26 protein-coding genes and 1 tRNA gene are annotated in these 23,912 nt (G+C 60.6%); 10 read left to right on the top strand and 17 right to left on the bottom strand.

Going from position 1 to position 23,912, the window contains the following annotated elements; genetic code table 11:
* Positions 1–175: 175 nt before the first annotated feature.
* Genes HP556_RS18090 through HP556_RS18080 form a run of 3 tightly spaced genes read right to left on the bottom strand, consistent with a single transcriptional unit; the run spans position 176 to position 2,558 of the window.
* Complete coding sequence (locus HP556_RS18090; protein WP_089264770.1) at positions 176–586, bottom strand: RidA family protein; 411 nt, start codon at positions 584–586, stop codon at positions 176–178.
* 11 nt (positions 587–597) lie between these two features.
* Entirely contained in the window at positions 598–1,101 is a 504-nt protein-coding gene (locus HP556_RS18085) for a flavin reductase family protein (RefSeq protein ID WP_175368007.1), read from the bottom strand.
* Entirely contained in the window at positions 1,098–2,558 is a 1,461-nt protein-coding gene (locus HP556_RS18080) for a 4-hydroxyphenylacetate 3-hydroxylase family protein (RefSeq protein ID WP_175368006.1), read from the bottom strand. Before HP556_RS18080 ends, HP556_RS18085 begins: the two co-directional genes overlap by 4 nt.
* 91 nt (positions 2,559–2,649) lie before the next feature.
* On the opposite strand from HP556_RS18080, the gene HP556_RS18075 reads away from it, so the two are divergent.
* Positions 2,650–3,597, top strand: a complete 948-nt coding sequence (locus HP556_RS18075) for a LysR family transcriptional regulator (protein ID WP_068732018.1) — start codon at positions 2,650–2,652, stop codon at positions 3,595–3,597.
* Here HP556_RS18075 and HP556_RS18070 read toward each other — a convergent pair.
* Both HP556_RS18070 and HP556_RS18065 read right to left on the bottom strand, forming a co-directional pair.
* Positions 3,565–4,494 (bottom strand): 2-hydroxyacid dehydrogenase, encoded by a 930-nt coding sequence (locus tag HP556_RS18070; RefSeq protein ID WP_175368005.1) that lies wholly within the window; start codon positions 4,492–4,494, stop codon positions 3,565–3,567. The two genes, HP556_RS18075 and HP556_RS18070, sit on opposite strands and share 33 nt — an antisense overlap.
* On the bottom strand, positions 4,491–4,946 hold the full coding sequence (locus tag HP556_RS18065; RefSeq protein ID WP_175368004.1) for a type II 3-dehydroquinate dehydratase: 456 nt from the start codon (positions 4,944–4,946) through the stop codon (positions 4,491–4,493). Before HP556_RS18065 ends, HP556_RS18070 begins: the two co-directional genes overlap by 4 nt.
* Before the next feature lie 909 nt (positions 4,947–5,855).
* Here HP556_RS18065 and HP556_RS18060 point away from each other — a divergent pair.
* Complete coding sequence (locus HP556_RS18060) at positions 5,856–7,823, top strand: methyl-accepting chemotaxis protein (RefSeq protein WP_175368003.1); 1,968 nt, start codon at positions 5,856–5,858, stop codon at positions 7,821–7,823.
* A gap of 14 nt (positions 7,824–7,837) precedes the next feature.
* On the opposite strand, the gene HP556_RS18055 is transcribed toward HP556_RS18060, so the two are convergent.
* The 6 genes from HP556_RS18055 to soxY all read right to left on the bottom strand — a co-directional run bounded on the left by HP556_RS18055 (position 7,838) and on the right by soxY (position 12,947).
* A complete protein-coding gene (locus HP556_RS18055; protein ID WP_175368002.1) occupies positions 7,838–8,227 on the bottom strand; it encodes a c-type cytochrome in 390 nt (129 codons plus the stop codon).
* A gap of 72 nt (positions 8,228–8,299) precedes the next feature.
* Positions 8,300–9,001 (bottom strand): c-type cytochrome, encoded by a 702-nt coding sequence (locus HP556_RS18050; RefSeq protein WP_175368001.1) that lies wholly within the window; start codon positions 8,999–9,001, stop codon positions 8,300–8,302.
* Positions 8,985–10,265, bottom strand: coding sequence for a sulfite dehydrogenase (gene soxC, locus HP556_RS18045; protein ID WP_175368000.1), 1,281 nt, complete (start codon positions 10,263–10,265; stop codon positions 8,985–8,987). The genes HP556_RS18050 and soxC overlap by 17 nt, the downstream gene beginning before the upstream one ends.
* 39 nt (positions 10,266–10,304) lie before the next feature.
* Positions 10,305–12,002, bottom strand: a complete 1,698-nt coding sequence (gene soxB / locus HP556_RS18040) for a thiosulfohydrolase SoxB (RefSeq protein WP_175367999.1) — start codon at positions 12,000–12,002, stop codon at positions 10,305–10,307.
* 102 nt (positions 12,003–12,104) lie between these two features.
* Positions 12,105–12,434 carry a thiosulfate oxidation carrier complex protein SoxZ gene (gene soxZ, locus HP556_RS18035; protein WP_089264796.1) on the bottom strand — a complete coding sequence of 110 codons (330 nt, stop codon included), beginning with the start codon at positions 12,432–12,434 and terminating at the stop codon, positions 12,105–12,107.
* A gap of 48 nt (positions 12,435–12,482) precedes the next feature.
* On the bottom strand, positions 12,483–12,947 hold the full coding sequence (soxY, locus tag HP556_RS18030; RefSeq protein ID WP_068732003.1) for a thiosulfate oxidation carrier protein SoxY: 465 nt from the start codon (positions 12,945–12,947) through the stop codon (positions 12,483–12,485).
* A 165-nt stretch (positions 12,948–13,112) separates the two neighbouring features.
* Here soxY and soxA point away from each other — a divergent pair, with 165 nt between their 5' ends.
* Genes soxA through HP556_RS18015 form a run of 3 tightly spaced genes read left to right on the top strand, consistent with a single transcriptional unit; the run spans position 13,113 to position 15,098 of the window.
* Complete coding sequence (gene soxA, locus HP556_RS18025) at positions 13,113–13,937, top strand: sulfur oxidation c-type cytochrome SoxA (protein ID WP_175367998.1); 825 nt, start codon at positions 13,113–13,115, stop codon at positions 13,935–13,937.
* An 11-nt stretch (positions 13,938–13,948) separates the two neighbouring features.
* Positions 13,949–14,575, top strand: coding sequence for a sulfur oxidation c-type cytochrome SoxX (soxX, locus tag HP556_RS18020; protein ID WP_175367997.1), 627 nt, complete (start codon positions 13,949–13,951; stop codon positions 14,573–14,575).
* A 22-nt stretch (positions 14,576–14,597) separates the two neighbouring features.
* Positions 14,598–15,098 (top strand): GlcG/HbpS family heme-binding protein, encoded by a 501-nt coding sequence (locus tag HP556_RS18015; RefSeq protein ID WP_175367996.1) that lies wholly within the window; start codon positions 14,598–14,600, stop codon positions 15,096–15,098.
* Positions 15,099–15,113: 15 nt separating this feature from the next.
* Here the strand turns inward: HP556_RS18015 and HP556_RS18010 are convergent, their stop codons facing one another.
* Together HP556_RS18010 and HP556_RS18005 are read right to left on the bottom strand one after the other, a co-directional pair.
* Positions 15,114–15,701, bottom strand: coding sequence for a SoxW family protein (locus HP556_RS18010; protein WP_175367995.1), 588 nt, complete (start codon positions 15,699–15,701; stop codon positions 15,114–15,116).
* 21 nt (positions 15,702–15,722) lie between these two features.
* Positions 15,723–16,466: a cytochrome c biogenesis protein CcdA gene (locus HP556_RS18005; RefSeq protein WP_175367994.1), complete on the bottom strand. Its 744-nt coding sequence runs from the start codon at positions 16,464–16,466 to the stop codon at positions 15,723–15,725.
* 49 nt (positions 16,467–16,515) lie between these two features.
* Between HP556_RS18005 and HP556_RS18000 the strand changes: the two genes are divergently transcribed.
* The 3 genes from HP556_RS18000 (at position 16,516) to HP556_RS17990 (ending at position 18,506) form a co-directional block, all read left to right on the top strand.
* Positions 16,516–16,914: a thioredoxin fold domain-containing protein gene (locus HP556_RS18000; RefSeq protein WP_175367993.1), complete on the top strand. Its 399-nt coding sequence runs from the start codon at positions 16,516–16,518 to the stop codon at positions 16,912–16,914.
* A gap of 35 nt (positions 16,915–16,949) precedes the next feature.
* Complete coding sequence (locus HP556_RS17995) at positions 16,950–17,327, top strand: ArsR/SmtB family transcription factor (protein ID WP_068731992.1); 378 nt, start codon at positions 16,950–16,952, stop codon at positions 17,325–17,327.
* 69 nt (positions 17,328–17,396) lie between these two features.
* Positions 17,397–18,506 (top strand): YeeE/YedE family protein, encoded by a 1,110-nt coding sequence (locus HP556_RS17990; RefSeq protein WP_175367992.1) that lies wholly within the window; start codon positions 17,397–17,399, stop codon positions 18,504–18,506.
* A 105-nt stretch (positions 18,507–18,611) separates the two neighbouring features.
* Here HP556_RS17990 and HP556_RS17985 read toward each other — a convergent pair whose 3' ends face one another.
* From HP556_RS17985 to HP556_RS17975, 3 genes are all read right to left on the bottom strand, one after another.
* Positions 18,612–19,064 (bottom strand): DsrE family protein, encoded by a 453-nt coding sequence (locus HP556_RS17985; RefSeq protein ID WP_175367991.1) that lies wholly within the window; start codon positions 19,062–19,064, stop codon positions 18,612–18,614.
* A gap of 30 nt (positions 19,065–19,094) precedes the next feature.
* Positions 19,095–19,568 (bottom strand): DsrE family protein, encoded by a 474-nt coding sequence (locus HP556_RS17980; RefSeq protein ID WP_175367990.1) that lies wholly within the window; start codon positions 19,566–19,568, stop codon positions 19,095–19,097.
* An 88-nt stretch (positions 19,569–19,656) separates the two neighbouring features.
* Positions 19,657–20,706 carry a YeeE/YedE family protein gene (locus HP556_RS17975; RefSeq protein WP_175367989.1) on the bottom strand — a complete coding sequence of 350 codons (1,050 nt, stop codon included), beginning with the start codon at positions 20,704–20,706 and terminating at the stop codon, positions 19,657–19,659.
* 1,099 nt (positions 20,707–21,805) lie between these two features.
* On the opposite strand from HP556_RS17975, the gene HP556_RS17970 reads away from it, so the two are divergent.
* Positions 21,806–22,171, top strand: coding sequence for a hypothetical protein (locus HP556_RS17970; RefSeq protein WP_175367988.1), 366 nt, complete (start codon positions 21,806–21,808; stop codon positions 22,169–22,171).
* 473 nt (positions 22,172–22,644) lie between these two features.
* On the opposite strand, the gene HP556_RS17965 is transcribed toward HP556_RS17970, so the two are convergent.
* Positions 22,645–22,730: transfer RNA gene (locus HP556_RS17965), tRNA-Tyr, on the bottom strand.
* A gap of 246 nt (positions 22,731–22,976) precedes the next feature.
* Here HP556_RS17965 and rlmB point away from each other — a divergent pair.
* Positions 22,977–23,828 carry a 23S rRNA (guanosine(2251)-2'-O)-methyltransferase RlmB gene (gene rlmB, locus HP556_RS17960; protein ID WP_175367987.1) on the top strand — a complete coding sequence of 284 codons (852 nt, stop codon included), beginning with the start codon at positions 22,977–22,979 and terminating at the stop codon, positions 23,826–23,828.
* Positions 23,829–23,912 lie beyond the last annotated feature (84 nt).

Genomic DNA, 23,912 nt, shown 5'->3' with positions numbered 1-23,912 from the left:
TCGAAACCTCACAAGGATTATGACGTAGTAAAGAAAAGCAAACATCGTGCCAGACGATTGATAAATCTCAGGAATTTCCGCCGAACAGCCGCGTGCAACCGCACTCATCGATCATGCGAAAGATGAAGCCGCAAACGTCCGATTGATCTCTGTAGTGCCGGCGAAAAACGCGTCGTTACGCCGGAATTTCCGCGATGATGTCGATTTCCATCAAGTATTCAGGCTTGGCGAGGCCCTGAACGATAATCCCCGTCGAAACCGGATAGACGCCCTTCAGCCATTTGCCGACGACGCGATAGACCGGCTCGCGATAGGCGCGATCGGTGATGTAGATGACGATCTTCACCACGTCCTCAAGCTTGGAGCCTGCCTCTTCAAGCAGCACCTTGGCGCATGTCATGGCATTCTCGGTCTGCGCAGCGGCATCGCCGATACCGACGATCTTGCCGTCGAGATCCATGGCCGTCTGGCCACGCACATAAACGGTGTTGTTGGCGCGAACGACCATGCAGACATCGTTGTCGAGCGACTGCTCGGGATAGGCTTCCTTGGTGTTGAACTTGCGAAAACGCTGATGGGTGGTCATGGAGCAAATCCTCAGGCGGCGAGACGACGGAATGTGCGATCGGAAAAGATCAAGGGCAGCGCAGCTTGGTTGCGAACGGTCAGCACCTCGCCCGCGACGATGCGATGCGAGCCGAAATCGAACACGCTGGCGACGCGGCAATCGAAATTGCACAACGCGCCATCGAGCGCCGGCGCGCCGGTCAGCAACTCCGACCAGTCACCGGCAAGAAAACGGTTGTCGCGCAGTTCAGGGATCAACCCGGCGAAGCTGTTGGCAACACGCTCCTGCGTATCAGACAGAATGTTGGCGACGAACACGCCATTGGCGAGCAACTTTTCAAGATGGCGATTGTCGCGGTGAACGCTGAACACCACTGACGGCGGCTCCATCGACAGTGAGCACAGCGACGACACCGTGACGCCCGCGCGGCCCGCCTCGCCATCCGTTGTCACCACTGCCACGCCCGAGGCCGTCATCCGCATGGCGTCGCGGAAGATATCGACCTCGACCAGGGGATGCGCCGCAGCGCTCATGACTTCACCCCGTCGATGCGGTCCGACAACCCGGCCGACTTCTTGACGAAATCCAGCGGCCCCGCGAAGTCGAAGCTGTTATAGACCGCCGCCAGATGATTGAAGTGTGGCGCCTGTGCGAACTGCACGAAGGTCAGACGATGACCGGCATAGTCGGAGTTCAAGAGATCGCGCGCGAAGGCGAGCAGCTTGCGGCGATCGTCGGCCTGCCACTGATCGTTCAGCGAATAGAACTTGTTCAGCCACTTGCCTGATCCCTCGGCCTCGAAGGCATCGGCATTCGGGGTGATGCAGATCTGGCCGCCGCACAGCTCGCGGGCGATATGCATCATCGCCGGAAGCTGCGAACAGGCGAACACGCGGCCTGCATAGAGCATCGACTGCTGCGGCATCAGAAGGCCGCCCGGGCTCTTCTCCGCCATGGCGATCGAGGCGGTGAGATGCGCATTAATGCCTTCGCGGTAGCAGACGAGATCGGCCAGCCTCTCACGCACCGACTGCAGCTTGTCGAGACCGGTCTGCTTGGCGTTCCACATGGCCGCGCCGATCATCATATCGGCGGTGTAGAGCAGACGCAGCACGTAGGGGAATGCCGAGTAGCGATGCAGCGTCGAACGCACGAACTGCGCCGCGCGGGTATGGCGATAGAAGAACACGTCTTCCCACGGGATCAGCACGTCGTCGAACACCACTAGCGCCTCGACCTCATCGAAGCGATTTGCGAGCGGATAGTCCTTGGCATTGGCGCTGCTGCGATTGGCGAAGCCGCCACGGCAGATATGTTTCACGCCCGGCGCACCCATCTTGACGATGCAGCCCACCGCATAGTCCGAGAGTTTTTCATTGGCCCAGGCGCCGACGGTCGGCTTCAGATAGGCCTGATCGGCATAGGCCGCAGCGGTCTCATACTTCGCGCCGCGAATGATGATGCCGGCATCGGTTTCACGGGTGACGTGAACCATCAGGTCTGGATCCTGCTGCTGCGGCGGCAGCGAACGGTCGCCCTTCGGATCGGTGTTGGCCGAGACATGGAAGATGTCCTTCTCGATTACAGCACGGATGTGATGATCGATATTGGCGGCGAAGCGCGGATCGATCTCGGCCAGCACGTCGCGGCCGTCGGTCAGCGACCACATTTCGCCGATGGTCTCATCGCCGACGCGGGTGACCACGCCGCCGATGTCCTTCATGACGTGATCGACGGCCTTGATCTTGTCGTGCCAGTCCTTCTGCTCCGTCGGCGGCTTGTAGAAGACCGAATGTGTCTCGTTGTCTTCAACGTAAGTGAGGTCGGCGGCGTAACGCTCTTCACGCGCCATGTCATACATGCGGGCCTTGACGTCGATGATCGGCTTCAGCGCCGGGTGCGTGGTCACGTCCTTGACCCGCTCGCCATCGATCCAGACCTCGCGGCCATCGCGAATGCCCTGTTTGTATTCTTCACCCGTGCGGATCATTGATCGGCTCCTGTTCGACTGGACGACAGGGTGCCGAAGGGCCTATCATAAGGAAAATATTTTTATGTTTGGAGATGCATAGGAAAACACGATGAGGTTCTCGCTCCGGGCCCTGCGTTATGTGGTTGAGACGGCCGATGCGGGCAGCGTGACAGAAGCCGCCAAGCGCCTGAACGTGTCGCAGCCCTCGATTTCGGCCGCACTCAGCCAGCTGGAGGCCGAACTCGGCGTCCAGATCTTCATTCGCCATCTCGCCAAGGGCGTGACCCTCTCCCCCGCGGGCCAGCGGCTGGTAAACGACGCGCGGCTGCTGCTCGCGCATGCGCGCGATTTTGCCCAGAGCGCCCAATCGCTTGGCAGCACGCTGCACGGCGAGATCGTGGTCGGCAGCTTTTCGACCCTCGCCACACGCTTCATGCCAGGGCTGCTGTCCGGCTTTCGCGAACGGCAGCCGGGCATCTCGGTAAAACTTGAGGAAGGCGACCAGCAGGAGATCATCGACGGGCTGGTCTCCGGACGGACCGAACTCGCGCTGTCCTACTCCTTCGCTGTTCCTGACGAGATCGTCGGTGAGAAATTCTGCGAGCTGCCGCCCTATATCGTGCTGTCGGCGGATCACCCTCTGGCAAACCGGTCGTCGATCAGCCTGACCGAAATGCGCGACGAACCGTTCATCCTGCTGGACCTGCCGCATTCGCGCGATTACTTCGCCAGCCTGTTTACGGCATCCGGTATCGAGCCGCGCATTTCCTTCCGGACCCGGTCATTCGAACTGATCCGCGGACTGATCGGGAATGGCCAGGGATATTCGATCCACAATGCCGTGCCGCGCACCACCATCGGCTATGACGGCAGCCGCGTGGCCGTGGTGCCCATCACCGAAAAACTGCCGGCCACGCATGTGATGGCGCTGCGTCTGAAGCGTCACGCGCTACGACCGGCGGTACAGACATTCGCCGACTACGCGCGCGACGCCTTTGCCGTTGGCGGCCAATTCGCGCCGGGCTCAATAGCCCCGGCGCGGATCGACGCGGCTTAGCAGCTCCTGCCCGGACCGCAGCCGGCGTACATTCTCGCCGATCTGTTGGGCCGCAGAGCCCGGCAGCGCCACCGATGCGAGATGCGGCGTGATCAGAACATTGTCCATCGCCCAGAGCGGACTCGCCGGCGACAGCGGCTCGGAGGCAAACACGTCCAGCGTGGCTTCCGCGATATGGCCCGAACGCAGCGCCTCGATAAGTGCCGGCTCATCGACGATGCTGCCGCGCGAGACATTGATGAAGACCGCGCCACGCTTCATCTGCGCCAGACGCTCGGCATTCAGCAACCCGCTTGTTTGCGGCGTCTGGGGCAACATGCAGACGAGAATGTCGCTATCGCCCAGGATATCCGGCAAAGCGGTCAGACCAGCCGACGTCTCGATGCCCTCCACCGACTTCAAGGTGTTGGACCAGCCGCGCACGCGATAGCCTTGCCGGGCGCATTCGAGCGCCGCTGTCAGTCCGAGTTCGCCGAGGCCGAGTACGCCGACCGTGATGGTCTCGGGATCGCGTGGATGAATATAATGCCAGCGGCGCTCGCGCTGCGCCCGCTCGAATGCGGGGATGTCCCGTGCGTGCCGCATCACCGCGAACAACACATAGCCAGCCATCATCCGCGCCATCTTCGGATCGGACAGGCGCGTGATCGGAACCTCCGGCAGGTCGTCACGCCCGACCAGCGCGTCGACGCCGGCGCCAAGATTGACGACGAGACCAAGATTCGGATAGCGCGCAAAGAAGCCATGCGGCGGCTTCCAGACAAGTGCCTGCCGCACGCTGGCGGGGTCAGCGATATCGTCAGCCTGACGAAGATCGATCCCCTCCGCGGCCAGCGCCGCACGCCACGTTTTGAAGTCATCGAGGACGCTGTAGAATGCCATCACCTCCGATGTCATTGCGCGGCCTTTTCGGCGATCAGGCGCGATACCGCCGTCAATGCCAGTTCATAGCCCAGCGCGCCGAGCCCGGCGATCACGCCGGTCGCCGCGCGCGACACATAGGAGTGATGGCGGAACGGCTCGCGCTTCCAGATATTGCTCATATGCGCCTCGATGATCGGTCCCTCGAAGGCGAGCAACGCATCAAGGATCGGGACCGACGAGTAAGAGAGACCGGCGGCATTGATGACGATCCCCTCGGCCCTCTCCCTCGCCTCCTGAATCCAGTCAACCAGAACGCCCTCGTGGTTGGATTGGCGGAAGTCGACCGTCAAGCCGAGCGAAACTGCATGGTCTTCGCAGCGCTTCTTGATCGAGACGAAACTTTCGCGGCCATAGGTGCCGCTTTTGTCCAGCCCATAAAGATTGGCATTGGGACCATTGAGGAAATAGACAACTGGAGACGTCATGGCCGCGCTTTCATCTGTCTGGAGGGCAATCGGGTATTCTTGAGAGGCAAGACCGAACCGTGAGAAAATACCAACGAACGAGTGACGTCGGATGATCCCAGATGCTCATCCCGCCGCCAACAGGACGCCTGCAGCTACGCATCGACGCAGCGCATTCGCAATTTGAACCTTAGAGAGAGCCGCTTCGTTGCAGAAATCGAAAGAACCTATGCGGTTCGACGGATTTCAGTATGGTTCAGAGGTTGCTCTTGCCGTAGGTGAAAAGCCCGAAGGCGGCGTCGTCCGTTGCTGGGTAAAAATGTGCGAGGCGACCAATCGAAACCGGCCGAAAAAGTCGGCCCGGACGACATGCGGTGCACGGTCGGCAATCCGGCTAGAGCGTTTTCGAGCGAACTCGGTTCTGCTTCGATCAGAACCGAAAAGGATCTAGTGCATTGGCGCGTGTTTCAAGGAATCCCTGATTTCGCGCCAGATGTTCACACACCAATTTCTCGCTCTTTGGGTCAACACGTTTCTCAAGATTCACTCTCGCTATCGCCCTATCTCTTTATTGCGGCGAGCAAGAGTTGTGCCAACAGCAGTACTAAGAGAGCGGCGACGGATGTAAACTAACGTGGCAGCGCGCCTCCTCCAGTGGCCTGCATTCTATTCATCATCCAGCATACCGCGGCACTGAGCGGCACCGTTCAAATTATAGCTGCTTGGCCTTTTCGATCACGCTCGTCGTCTGACTGCGCGAGGGTGGAACGCCGTTGCCATCGCCGTAAGCGGCCCCTTTGCGCAGGTCGCCGCGACGAATCTGCAAGCATCTGACAGCTCGACTGTATTTTAACCTATTCAATCTACAGTTGACCAAAGACTTGTCAGAAGTTGAGTAGTTCGGCGCGACGCCGCCAGACGGAACAAGACATGCTTGCAAATCTGAGCCTGAAGGCCCGCATTACAGCAGCACTTGCAGTGTCTGCGGCAGCAACCGCCCTCGCCGTGCTTTTCGGGGCCATGTGGATCATCGGTGGCATCGTCGATCGGGCCGATCGCAGTGAGCTGCAAAGCAACTACGATGCCCTGCAGTCGCGATTGATGCAGGAATCCCGCCGGGCGGCGGCCATGAGCGCCGTGGTAGCAACCATTCCGGCGGTGCAGGACGCGGTCGCACGTAACGATCGTGACGCGCTGTTGCAGTTGTTCGGACCGGGCTTCGCCCAGCTCAAGTCGGACTACGGCGTCGACCAATTTCAGTTCCATACGCCATCGGGATTGTCCCAGTTCCGGGTGCATCAGCCTGCCAAGTTCGGCGATGATCTGACCGGCTTCCGCAAGACCGTGGTCGTGGCCAATTCGACAATGAAACCCGTTGTCGGCCTGGAAGGCGGCGTCGCCGGCCTCGGCATTCGCGGCGTCGTGCCGGTTGCACAGAAAGGCAAACATCTCGGCACTGTCGAGTTCGGGTTGACGTTCGGACAGGGCTTCTTCGACGAGTTCAAACGCGCGCGCAGCGTCGACGTCGCGTTCTATCTCGCAGGGAATGACGGCTTCAAAACCTTCGGCGGTACGCTGGGCAGCACGAGTTTCTTCGATGCCGACGCCTATCGCAACGCCACGAACGGCAGTTTCATCGTCCGGCAGGGCGAGATGAAGACGACACCCGTGGTCGCCCTGCTGGGACCAATCAAGGACTTCTCCGGTCAATCCATCGGCGCCGTCGAGATCGTCATGGACAACAGCGAATATGCGGCGTCCATCGCGCATGCGCGTCTGCTGGCCGCCAGTATCGCAGCGATCTGTCTGGTGCTAGCTGCCGCCGGGGGCCTTCTGATTGCCCGCGGCATTTCGCGACCAATTCTTGCCATCACACAGGCGATGCGCGAACTCGCCGAAGGAAATCTGTCGGTCGCCCTGCCGCAACATCGCGGCAAGGACGAAGTCGGCCAGATGGCGCAGGCGGTCGAGGTCTTCAAGCAGAACGCGATCCGGGTCAGCCACTTTCAGGCCGACCAGGATGCGAGCGCTGCACGCGCCGAGCAGGAAAAGCACGCGATCTTCGCCTCGCTCGCCGACAGCTTCGAGGGCAATGTCCGCAAGGTCGTCGACCATGTATCGTCGGCCGCGGCAGATATGCAGAACACGGCGCAGTCGATGTCGTCAGTGGTCGAACAGTGCCGGATCCAGTCCAACGAAGTTTCCGATGCGTCATTGTCGGCGACCGACAATGTGCAGACCGTCGCTGCAGCATCGGAAGAGCTGTCGTCCTCGATCGGCGAGATCAACCGGCAACTGGCGCAATCTTCCGCTGCGGTCGGAAAGGCCGCCGACAGCGGACGGCGCTCCAATGCGCGCATGCAGAGTCTGGCCGCAGCGGCCCAGAAGATCGGCGAGGTCGTCGCCTTGATCAATCACATCGCCAGCCAGACCAATCTTCTGGCGCTGAATGCCACCATCGAGTCGGCGCGCGCCGGCGAGGCTGGCAAGGGATTTGCGGTCGTGGCGGGTGAAGTCAAATCGCTGGCGACCCAGACCGCCAAGGCCACCGAGGAAATCCGCGCCCAGATCGCGTCAATCCAGGGCGAGACCAACGCCGCGGTGGAGGAGATCCAGGCGGTCTGCGCCACCATCGACGAGGTCGACAAGATCTCGTCGGCTATTGCCGCAGCTATTGAAGAACAGGGTGCTGCAACCCAGGAGATTGCCCGCAATGTCAATCAAGCAGCGGCGCGTACCGACGACGTGTCTCGCAACATCTCCAGCGTGACGTCGGGCATTTCCACGACCGGCTCTGCGGCGCAGGAGGTGCTGGGCACGGCAACAAAACTCGCATCGCAATCGGAAGTGCTGCGCAACGAAGTCGACCGCTTCCTGGCGAGCATCAGGGCCGCGTAAGAAGCGACAGCGCTTTAGCCGCCCTTCTTGCCGTCCGCCGCGAACTGCTTCAGGAACGCGGTGAGATCCTTGATCTCCTGCTCGTTCTTGATGCCGGCAAAGCTCATCTTGGTGCCGGGGATCTTGCCCTTCGGGTCCTTGATGTAGTCGGTGAACACCTGCTCATCCCAGGTCAGGCCGGAATTCTTGTTGGCGTCGGAATAATTGTAGCCCGCGACAGTGCCGGACTTGCGCCCGAACAGCCCGTTCAGGATCGGCCCCACGGTGTTCTTTGCGGCCTCGCCGACCTGATGGCAGGCGCGACACTTGTTGAAGGACTTCTCCCCCGCTGCAACATCCTGCGCCACGGCATCGGTTGTTATCAGTGCGAGTGACAAAGCGAGCAGCGAAAAGCGGAACGTCATCCTGGTCAAACCTCGATTGTGGTGATTGTCATGGCGGGCAAGCGAGGCAACAACGCGCGTCACCATCACGCACTACTCGACCTTGGGACCAGACTTGCCGTCAGGCGTGACGTCGATGGCCATGGCCCGCCCGGTGACCTTCGGCGCCGGCCGGCAATCCTTCATGCATGGGGTCTTGTTCCAGAAATGTTTCTCGGACGTCTCGCGATCATCCTCGAAGAACGCCGCTGCATTCGGCATCTTGATCGACGTAAAATTCTTCTCGTTGAGTTCGAATTTCTCGTCCTTGACGATATCGTTCATGCTGAGGATGTAGGCCGTCAGCGCATAGACCTCGTCATTGGTCAGCGACTGCGCGTTACCATAGGGCATCGCGCGCTTGATGTAGTCGAACACGGTGGACAGATCAGGCCAGAACGAACCGACGGTCTTGTCCGGCCGGTCCGCCTTCAACGTCCCAGCGCCGCCGGCAAGCACCGGCCATCGACCGACGCCCTGTCCGAATTCACCGTGACAGGACGCGCACTTCTCCTGAAACAGATCGTCGCCCTGTTTCACGGTGCCCTTGCCGACCGGAAGGCCGCACCCATCCGGCCGCACGTCGGTATCCCAGGCCGCGATTTCCTCAGCCGTGGCCACCCGCCCCAGCCCAAGCTTGACCGCAGGCTTCGCTACCTCGCGGCCCGCCATCTGCTGGGCAGCGCTTGACCCACTCGTGCCGCCGAGCAGACATGCCGCCAGCATTAGTGTCAGGGCGTTAGCCGATTTCGACATTTTCAGTCTCCCCGCCTGAACGCACCAGCCAGGTCTGAATGCCGTTATTATGGTAGATCGAATTGACGCCGCGCACCTTGCGCAGATCGTCCTTCGACGGCTGCACATAGCCGGTGGAGTCGATGGCGCGGGACTGGATCATCAGCTCCTGTCCGTTCCAGTCGAAATCCACATAGAAGCGCACGACGGATTTGTCCAAGACCGGGCCGTCGATGCGCGCGGTCTGCCAGTTGCGGCCGCCATCCATCGAGACATCGACGCGCTTTACGGTGCCGCGCCCGGACCACGCGAGCCCGCTCAGCACATTGCGGCCCTTGTGCTTCAATGGCGCCTGCGGCGACGGATTGGTCACCACCGATTTCGCATCCATCACGAATGTATGCTTGCGGGAATTTCCATCGGCCAGCAGATCCGTATATTTCGACGTCTCCTCGCGGGTCTGCCACGGCTGATCGCCGGCCTCGATGCGGCGCAGCCACTTGACCCACAGATTGCCTTCCCAGCCGGGAATGACCGCACGCAACGGATAGCCCTGCTCAGGACGCAGTGCCTCACCATTCATGGCGAAAGCGATCATGACATCGTTCAGCGCCTTCTCGATCGGCAGCGAGCGGTTCATGCCGGCGGAATCGGCGCCCTCCAGCATCAACCATTTTGCATTCGGCTTCAGTCCGGCCTCATCCAGCAACACTTTCAAAGGCACGCCGGTATACATCACGTTGTGGATCATGCCGTGGGTGAACTGGCAGCCATTAAGCTGACTGCCGCGCCATTCCATGCCGGAATTGGCAGCGCATTCGAGGAAGTACACCTTGTTAACGCGCGGCATCCGCTTGATGTCGTCCATGGTGAACACCAGCGGCTTGTCGACCAGCCCGTTGATCATCAGCCGATGATCCGCCGGATTGATCTCGGCGACGCCGCCATGATGCCGCTCGAAGCACAGGCCGGACGGCGTGATGATGCCGTCGAGGTCGTGCAGTGGCGTAAAGTTCACCGACGATTCAGCAGACGCCGTCAGCCACGGTACGTCGCGGCGGATCACATTCCTCTCGAATTTCGAGGGAACGCCGTAGGGATGTTTGTCGACGCCGTCGCCGAGATAGCGCTGCCAGTCCTGCACATCCGTAATGAGCGCTTCGGATTTTGCCGTCTCACCCGCGAGCGCCGGAATCGCCGAAAGTGCTGCACCGGCACCGGCCAGACCGGCCGCGCCCAGGAAGCGACGGCGATTGAGCGTTTCGGTTGAGGTTCGATCAGTCATGCGACCAGCTTTCGTATCTCTGCAATGCAAGGCCTGCGATCAGGAACCAGTCACCTTGACGGCGGTGTTGGGTTCGATCTTCACGGTCGACACCTTCGCGACATGCGCCGCGACCACGTCCCAGATCGGCGGCCCCTGGGTGTTCTCATTGATGCTGGCCCAGCCCGAGACCGTGTAGGTCTTGCTGGCTTCGATCGGCTTGCCGGACTTCAGATGAGTCATCTCGGAAATGCGCGACCCCATCGGTTTGGAAATATCGATCGCGTAGCCCATGCCGCCCATGCGGACCATGTCGCCACCGCCCTGGAAATAAGGATCGGGGTGGAAGATATTGTCGGCAACGTCCTCCAGCACTTCCTTGATCTGGGTGCCTGTCATCTGGTTGCGATAGCAGTTCGGATAGGTGATCGCGGTGGCGTTGGTGATCTGCTCCCAGGTGATCGCATCGCCGGGGATCAGCGTGCCGCCCCAGCGGAAGCCGGGCGACAGCACGATCTCGGCGTCGCGCTCCGACATCATGGCGTTGCAGATCAGATCGTCGAAAGTGCCGTTGAAATTGCCGCGGCGATACAGCAGCGAATCCGTTTTGCCGATCTCGCGCGCCAGATCCCCCGCGAAAGGTGCCCTCACCTTCTCCACCAGCGCAGTCATCGCCGCATCAGGTTTGATGGCATCGGAGAAGACCGGCATCAGCTTGAAGCGGATATCCGCAACTTTCTTGTCCTTCACCTCGATATCGAGACGCGACACGAACTTGCCGTGCGAGCCGGTTGCGACCAGCACCGTATTGCCGACCTTGATCAGGCCGGGCATCGCGTCATGTGTGTGCGCCGTCAGGATGACGTCGAGCCCCTTCACGCGGCTGGCCAGCTTGCGATCGACGTCGAAGCCGTTATGCGACAGCAGCACCACGATGGAGGCGCCGGCAGCGCGCGCTTCGTCGACCTGCTTCTGGATGTCTTCTTCGCGAATGCCGAATTCCCAGTTCGGAAACATCCAGCGCGGATTGGCGACGGCCGTCCGCGGCAGTGCCTGGCCGATCACGGCAATGGTAGCGCCGCCGCGCTCGAACATCTTGCGCGCCTCGAACACCGGCTCCTGCCATTCGTTGTCGCGAATGTTCTGCGCCAGGAATGCGAAGGGCGCGGAGTCGGCGATCTGCTTGACGCGTTCGGCGCCGTAAGTGAATTCCCAATGGCCGACCATGGCGTCGAGCTTCAGGGCCGACATCACATCGACCATGTCCTGCGCCTTGGTCTGCAGTGACGTCCAGCTTCCCTGCCAGCTATCGCCGCCATCCAGCAGCAGCACCTTGTCATCGCCGCGCTCGGCGCGCACGGCGCCGATCAGCGTGGCGACACGGTCCATGCCGCCCATGCGGCCGTAGTTTTTGGCGAGTGCCACGAAATCATCGGCGGTCAGCGCGAAGGCATCGGCGGAGCCGGCTGCAATCTTGAAGTAGTTGCGAAACTCGACATCCGTGAGATGTGGCGGCATGCCCTTCACTTCGCCGACGCCGAGATTGACTGACGGTTCGCGGAAGTGCAGCGGCATCAGTTGCGCATGCGTGTCCGCGACATAGAGGATCGTCACCGTGCCCAGCGGATCGAACCGCAGGATGTCGGCCTGTGTCAGGCGTTGCTGTGCCGCCGCGCGGCCGAGCGGGCCAAGGCCGCTTCCGATCGTGAGCGCAGACGCAGCCGCCGTCGCTTGCAGGAAATCCCGCCTCGATATCATGATCCACCTATGATCCCTTCCGCTATGGAAGGGTGAATGTTCAGAAGAACGTCAGATCCAGGATCTTCAATTCAGTATCTGCAATTGAAAGTCTGCAATCCGTCAGGCCACGGTCAGCTTGTTGGTCGCAACATAGTCGGAGCCGTCGTCATCCTTCCAGGTGAAGGTGAATTCGCCGGACTCGGCAGCCTTGTAGAAAAACGACTGATAGGGATTGGCCGAGATGGCAGGATTCCAGTCGGCCTCGAACACCGTCTTGCCGTTGAAGGCGGCGGTGAACTTGTTGATGATCTTGCGCGGCACGACCTTGCCGGCCGCATCCTTGCGCTGGCCGGATTCCATTTCGTGAGAGATCAGCGTCTTGATCTCGATCAGCTCACCCGGCTTGGCCTGGGTCGGAACGCGAACGCGCGGGGTTGGTTTGGTTGCCATGGGAAAGTCCTCGCCTGATAAATCTGTTCTGTGAACGAAGCCGCGCGACTAGCCGCCGCAGCCGCCGATCGTGACCTTCACATTGGCCTTCGCCATGTGCAGCTTGCCGTTGGACATTTCGGCGATGCAGACGATGTTCTGGGTTTCCGCAAGGCGCATGCGCGTCGAGGCCGAGGCCTTGCCGCAAGCCGGCGTGAAACGGTAGCTGACGACGGCCGGCAACGGATTGCCTTCGGCGAACACATGCACCGACTTGACGTAGTCGGCATCGGTCATCGGGCTTTCGATATCGACATTGACCGGCACCACAAGGCCGTTCTCGGCGATCTCGGGCACGTCGAGCTTGATCTTGCCGCTCTCGAATTTCTTGTCGCCATACAGCTTCTTGATTTCGGCAGCGACCGCCTGTTCATCGGCCAGCGATAGTCTGGGAGCAAGGATTGCTGCGAGACCGGCGATCGCGGCCATGGCCAGCGTTTCGCGACGGGTCTTCTCGACCGACTTCAAAATCATGAGTGCTTCCTCCTGCGGGATTTGAGCAATCCCTTTACAATAGTATCGCTTGACGATTCCAAGTCTGATCTATCTTATCTGGGACATATCATTATATTCTTTTTCTTGAATGTAAAGATCTGAAATGCACAAGTGCCGCACAGACGGCGATGTGGGAGGGGACAGATGAGGAAGACCGTCATTCGGTCAGCGGCAGCGGCCATTCTGGTACTCTGCGCGGGGAGCTTCGGCAGTCATGCGCAGGACGCCAGCGAGAAAGAGATCGAACGCTATCGCGAGATGATCTCGGACCCGATGTCCAATCCCGGCTATCTCGCCGTCGACCGCGGCGAAGCGCTGTGGAGCGAAGCCCGCGGCACCAAGAACGTCTCGCTGGAAACCTGCAACCTCGGTCTCGGTGCCGGCAAGCTCGAAGGCGCCTTCGCGCAATTGCCGCGCTACTTTGCCGATGCCGACAAGGTCATGGACCTCGAGCAGCGCCTGTTGTGGTGCATGCAGAACATTCAGGGGCTCGACACCAAGGATGTCATCGCGCGGCGCTTTTCCGGCCCGGGCCGTGCGTCGGACATGGAAGACCTCGTCGCCTACATCGCCAACAAATCGAACGGCATGAAGATCGACATTCCGCTGAGCCATCCCAAGGAGCAGGAGATGGTGGCGGTCGGCGAAGCGCTGTTCTATCGCCGCGGCGGCGTCAACGATTTCTCCTGCGCCACCTGCCATGCCGACGACGGCAAGCGCATCCGGCTGCAGGGACTGCCTAACTTCTCCAAGCCCGGCAAGCCGGCGCAGGAAACCATGGGCGGCTGGCCGACCTACCGCGTCTCACAGGGCGCGCTGCGCACCATGCAGCATCGCCTGTGGGATTGCTTCCGCCAACAGCGCTGGCCCGTGCCGGAATACGGCTCGGACGTCATAACCGCCCTCACCTCTTTCCTGCAGAAACAAGCGGTGGCCGGCGAACTCAACGTTCCGTCGATCAAGCGATAAGGAGCCTCGAGATGAAACGCGTTTTGACACTCGCCGCGCTCGTTCTCGCAGCAGGCTCGCACACGACATCCGCATCGGCGCAGACCGCTGCCAAGGCGCCGGATCCGGCCCTCGTCGATGCCTATATGAAATCGACCTTCGGCAAGGCACCGCCGGAATGGCAGGCACGCATCGAGCCGGACGAGACGCTGAAGACCTGCAACGCCTATCACAACGAGGTGCCCAGCGCCGAGGCCGACAAGATCACCGCGCGCGAACTGGCGCGGGTGGTCTATCCCGCCGACGGCAAATTCCTTGGCAACTGGAAGGAAGGCGCGAAGATCGCCAATAACGGCCGCGGCGGCCAGTTCTCGGATCCGCCTGATACGGTCGCCGGCGGCAACTGCTACGCCTGCCATCAGATGGAGCAGAAGGAAGTCAGCTACGGCACACTCGGGCCGAGCCTGACCAATTACGGCAAGGATCGCAAATACGATCCGCAGGAAATCAAGAACGCCTTCACCAAGGTCTACGACTCGCAAGCCATGTTCGCCTGCTCCAACATGCCGCGCTTCGGCGTCAACAAGGTGCTGAGCGAACAGCAGATCAAGGATATCGTGGCTTTCCTGTTCGATCCGGAATCGCCGGTCAACAAGTAACCGAAGCTGAGAGGGGATTGCCATGACGATGCGAAACGCATGGATTGCCATCGTCCTGTCGATGCTCTCGTCGACGACGGTACGGGCTGAAGAAGCCGTCGTCAGTTACAAATCCCTCGGACTTGAGCTGGCGCTCGACGCCGCGCGTGCGGCGTTGAAGGAGTGCCAGAAGCGCGGCTATCAAGTCGCCGTTGCCGTGGTCGACCGCTTCGGCACGCCGCAAGTCCTGCTGCGCGATCGCTTTGCCGGACCGCACACGCCGCCGACCGCGACCGGAAAGGCATGGACCTCGGCGAGTTTCCGCAACAGCACCACCGAACTCAATGCGATCAGCCAGCCCGGCATGATGCAGGCAGGATTACGTAACCTACCGAATGTCGTGATCATCGGTGGCGGCATGATGATCGAAGGCGGCGGCGCGATGCTAGGCGCCATCGGCGTCTCGGGAGCCCCGGGTGGCGATGCCGATGAGGCTTGCGCCAAGGCCGGCATCGCCGCGATCCAGGACAAGCTCGATTTTTAACCTAGTCGTTAGCGCCTACGCCTGCTTCTTCAGCCATTCCGGAAATGGCGCCGTCTCGTAGCCCTTCTGGCGCACGTAACGGAACATCGCGAGAAATTCCACGGGCTCCAGCAGCCCCGGCATACGCGCGACTTCCCGCGCCTGCCCGCTTTTCGATGCCAGTCCCGCGACGGTCTCCGGAAAGAACTGGATCGCCGGCGTGAAGCGAATGCCATAGGCTTCGCCAAAGGCCTTCTCGCCGCGCTTGCGGCCGTCGAAATCCGTCACCTCCCGCGCGCCGATATGATTGAGATGCAGGATCTCGAAATTGTCGCGGATGTAGGTCTCGATCTTCGGATCGGTCATGTAGCTTTCATGCATGCGCTTGCAGGCCGGGCAGCCCTTGAGGCCCCACATCACAGCGAAGCGCTTGCCCTTGGCGGTCGCGCCCGCCAGATCTTCGGAGAGATCGAGAAAGCTCTCAAGATACCAGTCCATCTGATAGAGCCCGTCATCACCGAGCGTCGCCTTTGCCGACGCCGGTGCAGCGTGTAACCCGACCACGCCGAGGCCGATGGCCGCGAGCGCATGCCGTCTGGTGATCACGCCAGTTACCTCAGACATTCGATCCTCCCGAGCCACACATCATCCGATCGTGCCGAAGGCCGGAAAGGTCTCCAGCATCCAACCTGAAATCCGCGGCATGGCGCCAGTCAAAAACAGAACGCCAGTCAGGACAAGGCCGGCACCGATCACCTTCTCGACAGCCAGCATATGGCGACGCAGCCGCGCCATCAGCCGCATGAAAGGCCCCGAAAACAGCGAAGCCAGCATGAAGGGAATTCCAATCCCCATCGCATAGGCCGCAAGCAGAAGTGCACCCTGCGCCGGCGCGCCTTCGGCGCCTGCGACCATCAAAATGGCGGCCAGCACCGGCCCGACGCAGGGCGTCCATCCGAAAGCGAAGGCAAGCCCGACAAGATAGGCGCCAAGAAACCCCGCCGGCTTGCGGACCGCCTGAAAGCGCGCTTCGCGAAATAACAGCCCGATCCGGAAGACGCCGAGAAAGTGAAGTCCGAGAATGACGATTAACACTCCGGCGATGATGCCCAGTGTCTCGAAATGCGCCGTGATCGCCTTGCCGATCAGCGACGCCGATGCGCCCAAGGCGACGAAGACCGTCGCAAACCCCAATACGAACGCGAAGGACAATGCGACCACGCGTCCGTTCGGGCGCCAGCCGGCCTGACCACCGCGATCATCGAGTTCGTCCAGACTGACGCCTGCCAGAAAGCAGAGATAGGGCGGCACCAGCGGCAGAACGCATGGCGACAGGAACGACAACAGCCCTGCGCCCAGCGCACCAAGGAACGAGATTGAGGACACCACGGCGGATCCGGTTCTGGCATAAATATTCGAATTCGTGTATGTGTAACACATGACGTGGAAATTGCCTCTGAAAACCTCGTTGATCGCGACTTTGTTGGTGATGACTGCGGCGCTGTCGCCGCGCATCGCTGATGCGTCCGAACTACTGATGTTCGAGCGCGATGGCTGCGTCTGGTGCGCGCGCTGGAATCGCGAGATTGCGCCGGTCTATGACAGGACCGACGAAGCCAAGCTTCTTCCGCTGCGCCGCATCGATATGGATCGCGACAAATCGCCGGGCGTCGCACTGGCGTCGCCGGTGCGTTTCACACCGACCTTTCTGATCGTCGACAACGGCCGCGAGATTGGCCGCATCACCGGTTACATGAACGACGAATCTTTCTGGAGCCTGCTCGGGAAGTATGCTGCCAGACTGAGCAACTCACAGCCCAACGCCAATCGTTCCTGATCCTCTTCAAACATTCGCGGGACACGCACGCTGCCATGGCTTCTATCATCCCATCCGAACTCGAAGACGAACTGCGCGACGGCGCGGAATATTCCCCCGAACTCGACCAGTTGATGCGCAAGGCCCGCAAGGCCAGCAATTTCCTGAAAGCGATCTCGCACGAAAACCGTCTGCTCCTGCTGTGCCTTTTGGCTGAGCGCGAACGGTCGGTGTCGGAGCTGGAGAACATCCTGTCGCTGCGGCAGTCGGCCGTGTCCCAGCAACTCGCACGTCTGCGCTACGACGGCATGGTGGAGACCCGCCGCGACGGCAAGACGATCTATTACAGCCTGGCCAATGACGACGTGCGAAGCGTCATCTCGGTCATCTACGATATCTTCTGCGCCACGCCGGCGCCGACCAAGAAAAAATAACGCCGCCGATCTGGCAGGCGGAGGCGCGCGGCCCGTAAGGCCCGCGCGCCTCACATCGGGAGGAAACCCATGCAGAACATGTCTGCCTGGTTATCGGCGCTGGCTGGATTTGCCGTCGGCGCTGCTGCAGGATTTGCCGTGCGACGCGCGCGCCTTTGCACATTTGGCGCCATCGAAGATGCGTTGATGGGCGGTGACAATCGCCGCCTGAAGATCTTTGGGCTGGCGCTGGGTATCGCCGTGCTCGGCACGCAGGCGCTGATCCTGTCCGGCTTTCTCGCATCCGAACACACCACTTACGTTCCCACCGCATCGCCCCTCATTGCGATCGTCATCGGCAGCATCATGTTCGGTACCGGCATGGCGATGATCGGCACTTGCGGATTCGGCTCGCTGGTGCGGCTCGGCACCGGCGATCTCAGGAGCCTGATCGTGATCCTCGTACTGGGTGCGACGGCCTATGCCACTCTGCGCGGACTGTTCGCCGATCTTCGCATTGGCGTGCTTGAGCAGCTAGCGATCCGGATGCCGGACGGCATACGCTCCGACTTTGCATCGCTGCTGACGCAAGCGACCGGCCGCGATCTGCGCGTGCCGCTCGCCATCATTGTCGGCAGCGGCCTTTGTTGGCTGGCACTCAGCGACAAACGCCTGCGCCGCGCGCCGCGCCTGCTCACTGCCGGTGTCGCACTCGGATTGCTCACGATTGCCGGCTGGATCGTCACGGTGGGATTGAACGACGATTTCGCTGGCCCACCCCGCCCGCAAAGCCTGACATTCGTATCGACGATCGGAAAAGCATTGTATGCCGGGGTTCTGAATGTCGCGAACTTCGCCGATTTCGGCGTCGGCAGCGTATTCGGCGTCATTGCCGGTGCATGGGCTGCAGCGTGGTTCGCCGCCGAACTCCGATGGGAAGCCTTCGACGACGATCACGAAATGCGCCGTCATCTTATCGGTGCCTGCCTGATGGGCGTCGGCGGCATTCTGGCGGGCGGCTGCACCATCGGTCAGGGCATCACCGCGGGATCGATGCTGGCGCTGTCCTGGCCAATCGCCGTTGGCGGCATGGTGCTCGGCGCGCGCATCGGCATTGCGATCCTGGTCGATGGCTCGCCGCGCGACCTCATCCAGCGCAACTGGATGCTGCTGGCGCGGAAAGCGCCGCCGTCCAAGTAGTCATAGCGTTTTCGAGCGAAGTGGAGACCGGTTCGCGTCAAGAAAACGCGTCAAAACAAAAAGGCTAGAGCCCGGTTCTGATTGAATCAGAACCGGGCTCTAGGGTCAGGGCTTGAGGTAGCTCCAGCCGGCTTCCTGCAATTCGATCAGCCTGACAGCGCCCGATGGCACCACCGTCGCCTCGGATACGACGCTGATCGCCTTGCCCTCACGCTTCTCCATTCCCTCTTTGGTATTACCGCAGGCAATGAATTTGACGCTGGACGGGAAGCTCGCATCGACGATCTGCTTGATGCGGTCCTTCACCGGCGACGTGTCGTCGCGCAGCATGTGCAGACCTGGCCCATAGGTAACGATCTCGATCTGAACGTCCTCGCCCTTTGCCTTGTAGAACTCCATGACGTTTGTCGCGTTGTTCAAAGCCAGATTCATCAGGGCCGGATCGTTCTGATTGACCTGAATGGCGACACGATGCTCCTTCGCGCCCGCTGCATAAGCGGACGACACGATCAGCGCAAACAGGACGGCACCGGCAATCGATCTCAACAATGATCGCATCTCAAAATTCCTTTTCAGGGACGTACAATTTCAGGGACGCACGATCGTGAAACCGCGCTCAGTCAGATCCAGCAGATGGCCGACGCCGACCTGCACTTCAACCGCATGCGGATTGATCGCCGGCCGCTTGCCGGTGTCCCGCTCAATCGTATCCAGCGTGTTGCCACAGACGCTGAAGCGCACGCCTTGGGTGACGAGACTATCGACCAGTGCGCGGTGTTCGTTGGTGTCGCGCAACAGATCGATGCCGGGACCGAAGGTGACGACTTCAACCGCCACCTTGTCCGGTCCATAGGCTTTCAGGAGATTGCTGGCGACGCTGAGAACGAGGCGTTCTTTCTTCGGATCGGAATCGGACAGCTGCAAGGCGATGAAATGCTCGGCGAAGGGCTTGTCCGGCGTGGCATCCTGTTTGGCGGGCCGTGTCTGCGCAGCGAGCGGGCCGATTGCAAATGACATCAGCGCAAGGATCGACAGAAAGAAAAATAGTCCTCGCTTATTCATTGCGCACAAAACCTCTGACGATCAGGGGATTGATTAGCAATCGCCCTGCGCCAGCGCAATCAAACTAACGAAGCGGACTAGAGAGGATTTATTGCGTCGCAAACACAGGACGCAGTGCCAGGCCGCGGATCGCAACTGCAGCGCCCGCAAAGATACCAGCGGCCGCGACGAAGGATGGCAGCGCGAGCGTGGACACACCTGTCAGCCCCTGCCCGATCGAGCAGCCATAGGCCATCGCGCCGCCGATCCCCATCAGCGCGGCACCTGCCATCGAACGGCCCGTATGGCGCGCCGACGTATAGCCCTCAAGCTCAAAGCGTCCGGTCAGCAAGGCCGTGAGAAGACTGCCGACGAACACACCCGCTACCAGCGCGATGCCGAAATTCAGCGTCATGCCGGTCGACAGCATGATGAATTGCAGCGTATCGGCAGCCGGCGACACGAATGTCAGCGACGCCACCGGAATCGGATCGAACTCATCGGCACCAAGCCAACCGGTCGTCAGCCAGCCGGCGATCACCAGGAGGCCCATCACAAGACCGGCCGCGAGTTGCCCCGGCGAACGTCGGAACGCACGATGCGACAGTGCGAAGACCAACAGCGCAACGCCGACAATCAAAGTTGCTACGACGCGCGCCGTCGCGTCAGACAGGCCGAGCGTTCCGAACAGCGACGGGAGAGAATTCACCCCAGGCGTCGTCTGCGTCCATTGCAGGATCGACAGCCGCATCGGCGCGAGCAGGCCCTTCAATGTCATCTGCGCGGTAACGCCAATCATCGCGATCACGACCAGCGAGCGTAGATTCCCCTTGCCGAGCAACACCAGTGCACGTGATGCACAGCCATTCGACAGCACCATGCCCAGGCCGAACAACAGCCCGCCGACGAAGATCAACGGCGCCGAGAATGACGGCTGCAGATAAAGCGACTTGGCGATCTCGACGATCCCCGCGCCGGCAATGAATTGTGTGCCGACAACCGCCACGGCAACCGCCAGCGCGTAGCTGCGGATCTTGCGTCCGTCGTCATGCGCCCACCAGTCGCGCAGGCTGCTCATGAGGCAGAACCCGCTCAGCAGACCGACCACGCCGAAAACGGCGCCAATCGCAAAACCCGCGATAACCGGGAGCGCAAACATCGAATGATCCGAACGTGATTTTGAGGTGATGACACTGGATTACTACCGGCAGTTTCAGAGGCGGTCCAGTTGACGCATGATTTAAGGAGGAAGTTCTACGGACGGTGAAAAACAGGAAACATAATTCCATCAGATCCGGAAGCACGATGCAGAATGACTATCGCTCTGGGAGCGGCAGAGATCGCCACACGCGTGTTTCGCACCCAATTTTCGAAACGGCATTTTCGATCTTGCCCTGCTCCGGGACCATTCGAGCAGCAAGCGATCTGGATCACTGGTGCAAGCTTTGCGCCCTTGCCAACCATTTCTTGGGTGGTGGCTGACGCGCAGTAAGGACGTGCGGGATTCAGCAGTCCTGGAATAGGAGAGATTACGTCAACTGCCGAATGCCAATGAAGGCTGCGACCGCTGCTACTGCCCAGAATATGCTCCCGACAATCCGCTCAGCTCGTTCCGAACGATCACGCAGACCAACGAACCTAAGTATATTTCGTCCTGTTGCCTTAACGATGACGTCGAGAACAATGTGGATTAAAATTCCTACGATTTGATCCATTCGGCCGTCGGGGTCCTGTCGCGGCGTGCGTGCAGCGAGGATAGGCATTGCCACAATATTCGCAATGCGGATGCCCTCCCCGCTCACGAATAAGGAACGCTTCTAACATGGACATGCTTCTAGGCATTTGGGTCATATTCTTCATTGTCGGGCTCGTGCCCGGCAGCATCTTCGGGTACTTGCTCGTGAAACTGCCTTTAGGATTTGGATGGCAAGTGCTCCTATCCGCATGTTTGGCAGCGCTCTCGGGGTACGTAATATCGTTGGTCGTCGTTCCAGCGGAGGCCGCGACGACAGATGTTCACGCTCGCAACATTACGCTGTTTGCGCCACCAATTCTTTTGGCCACACTAGTGAGCATCTACTGGACTCGGAAAGAGGCCAAGCCACCTCCGCGTTCCTGACCAGGAATGCGAGCGCCAATGAGAGGCGCGATCACTGCGCATTCCGCAATATTTCGGGAAAGGGAAACCAATTTTGGCGACTTGGTAATTTGAACAGAAACACCTCCAAATCTGACCAACGGATCTTGGAGATGATTTTATGAAGCGACTGCTCGTTTTCACGATGCTGTTTCCGCCACTCGTGCTGTTCGTCTACATCTCAGCCGATCAGTTGTTGCGCGATGGTTTTCCCGGCATCGGTTTCCTGGCGTGGCTGGTGGGAATTGCGTATGTGCTCGCCGTCATTCCTGCTTGGTTGACGGCAGGAGTGGACTGGGCGCTTTCCGGGCAGCCGCTTTACGTGCGGCTCATCGCGACGATGCCGGTGGCAGCTGTCCTGGCCGAGCTTGTCGCACGCTACATGGGCCAGCCATATTTCGATGTGTCCGTTGTGATAGCGGGAGCAGTTCCAGCCGCGGTGTGTTCGTGGCTGTCAGATAAACCAATGAGAAGCGTGCATGCGTGAGCGAGCTTAGCACCACCACGGTCATGACCAATCTGTGCAAGTCTTGGCGGCCACACGTGTTGACGCAGCCGTCCACCGCCAAGTTGTCTATTTTTATAGACAACACACCAATGACTGCGGTAGCGTTTGCAAACCTTTCGCAGCAATCACGGGGTGTGCTTCAGTCGTGGCCTACAGTATCTACGGGACCCCTCACGGGCAGCCTGAGAAGGTCTGCTACGGAACCGTACAGACCCTGGATCAGACGGCGAGCGAGCTACGGAAGCTGCGTGAAGCTGGCGTCTTGGACGTCTACGCTATTGGCTTCGATCCCGAGACCGCCAACCTGCGGAAGCCGCCGTCGGACCCCAAATCGAATTAGGCAGACGCGTTCGGAGCTAGGCAAATACGCGCTGCTTGAAGCGAACAACACCGAAAATGGAATTGCTTACAAGCTCGACCCCGTCAGGGGAAATTCGCTAGCGAAATGAGGATGGTGGGGGAAGAAGGACTCGAACCTTCGAAGTCATAAGACGGCTGATTTACAGTCAGCTCCCTTTGCCACTCGGGACACTCCCCCGCCTTACGCCATCGGAACCAAGCCCAACAAGACCTTGGCCCAACACGGCAGTCCCACCGAATAAGTGGCTGGACGGCCATGGATGACGTTAAAAACGCGCGCCCGTAAACGGGCTCCCGGTTGGCGCGTTTATGACGGAAGCCATGGGGCAAAGTCAACCGACCCTGGCAGGAATATCCGCCCTTCCCGACCTCTTTCCGGGGGCCCCAAATTGCCATTATTCGGCATGCGTGAGACAAGCCAGCCATGAGCGATCGAGAACGAAAACAGCGATTCCAGCGTGGACCTGACAAGGGACGCGACGGCCAAAGTAGTCAAAACCGGGATAACCCCCGCGATCAGGGCCGGCGGCCGCCCCGGCGGGGCCGGGAATCCGGCGGTGACGGCCCGGCCATTCTCTATGGCTGGCATACGGTCACCATGGCGCTGGCCAATCCGCAGCGAAAAATCCTCAAGCTGATTCTGACCGAAAACGCCGCCCGGCGCCTCGCCGAGGAGAAGATCGACACCCGCGTGGCACCGGTCCTGGTCCGTCCGGACGAGATCGACCGCCGGCTGGGACCCGACGCCGTCCATCAGGGCCTCCTGGCCGAGGTCGAGCCGCTCGAATCGCCGGATCTGGACAGCCTGCCCCAGGACGGCATTGTGCTGGTGCTCGACCAGATCACCGACCCGCATAATGTCGGCGCCATCCTGCGCTCCGCCGCGGCCTTTGCGGTCAAGGCGATCATCACCACGGCGCGGCACAGCCCGGAGGCCACCGGCGTGCTGGCGAAATCCGCGTCCGGCGCACTGGAACTGGTGCCGATGATCACGGTGCCCAATCTGGCGCGGGCGCTGAACGAATTGAACGACCTCGGCTTCATGACCGTCGGTCTCGACAGCGAGGGCAGCGAAAACATCAGCGCGATCCCGCTGCAACAGCCGCTGGCGCTGGTGCTCGGCGCCGAAGGCAGCGGATTGCGGCGGCTGACGCGAGAGACCTGCAGCGTCGTCGCGCGGCTCGACATGCCCGGCGAGATCAAGAGCCTCAACGTGTCGAACGCCGCCGTGCTTGCGCTCTATGTCGGCGCCAGCAAGCTCGGACTCATGGGCTAGAGCGTTTTCGAGCGAAGTGGGTCCCGGTTCGCGTCAAGAAAACGCGTCAAAAAAAGAATCCCTCTATCCAAACGAAAACGCCCG

The organism is Tardiphaga robiniae, from assembly GCF_013359755.1.
Lineage (GTDB): Bacteria > Pseudomonadota > Alphaproteobacteria > Rhizobiales > Xanthobacteraceae > Tardiphaga > Tardiphaga robiniae.
Note: the sequence above shows the minus strand (reverse complement) of the source record. Positions and strands in the feature narration are given on the sequence as shown.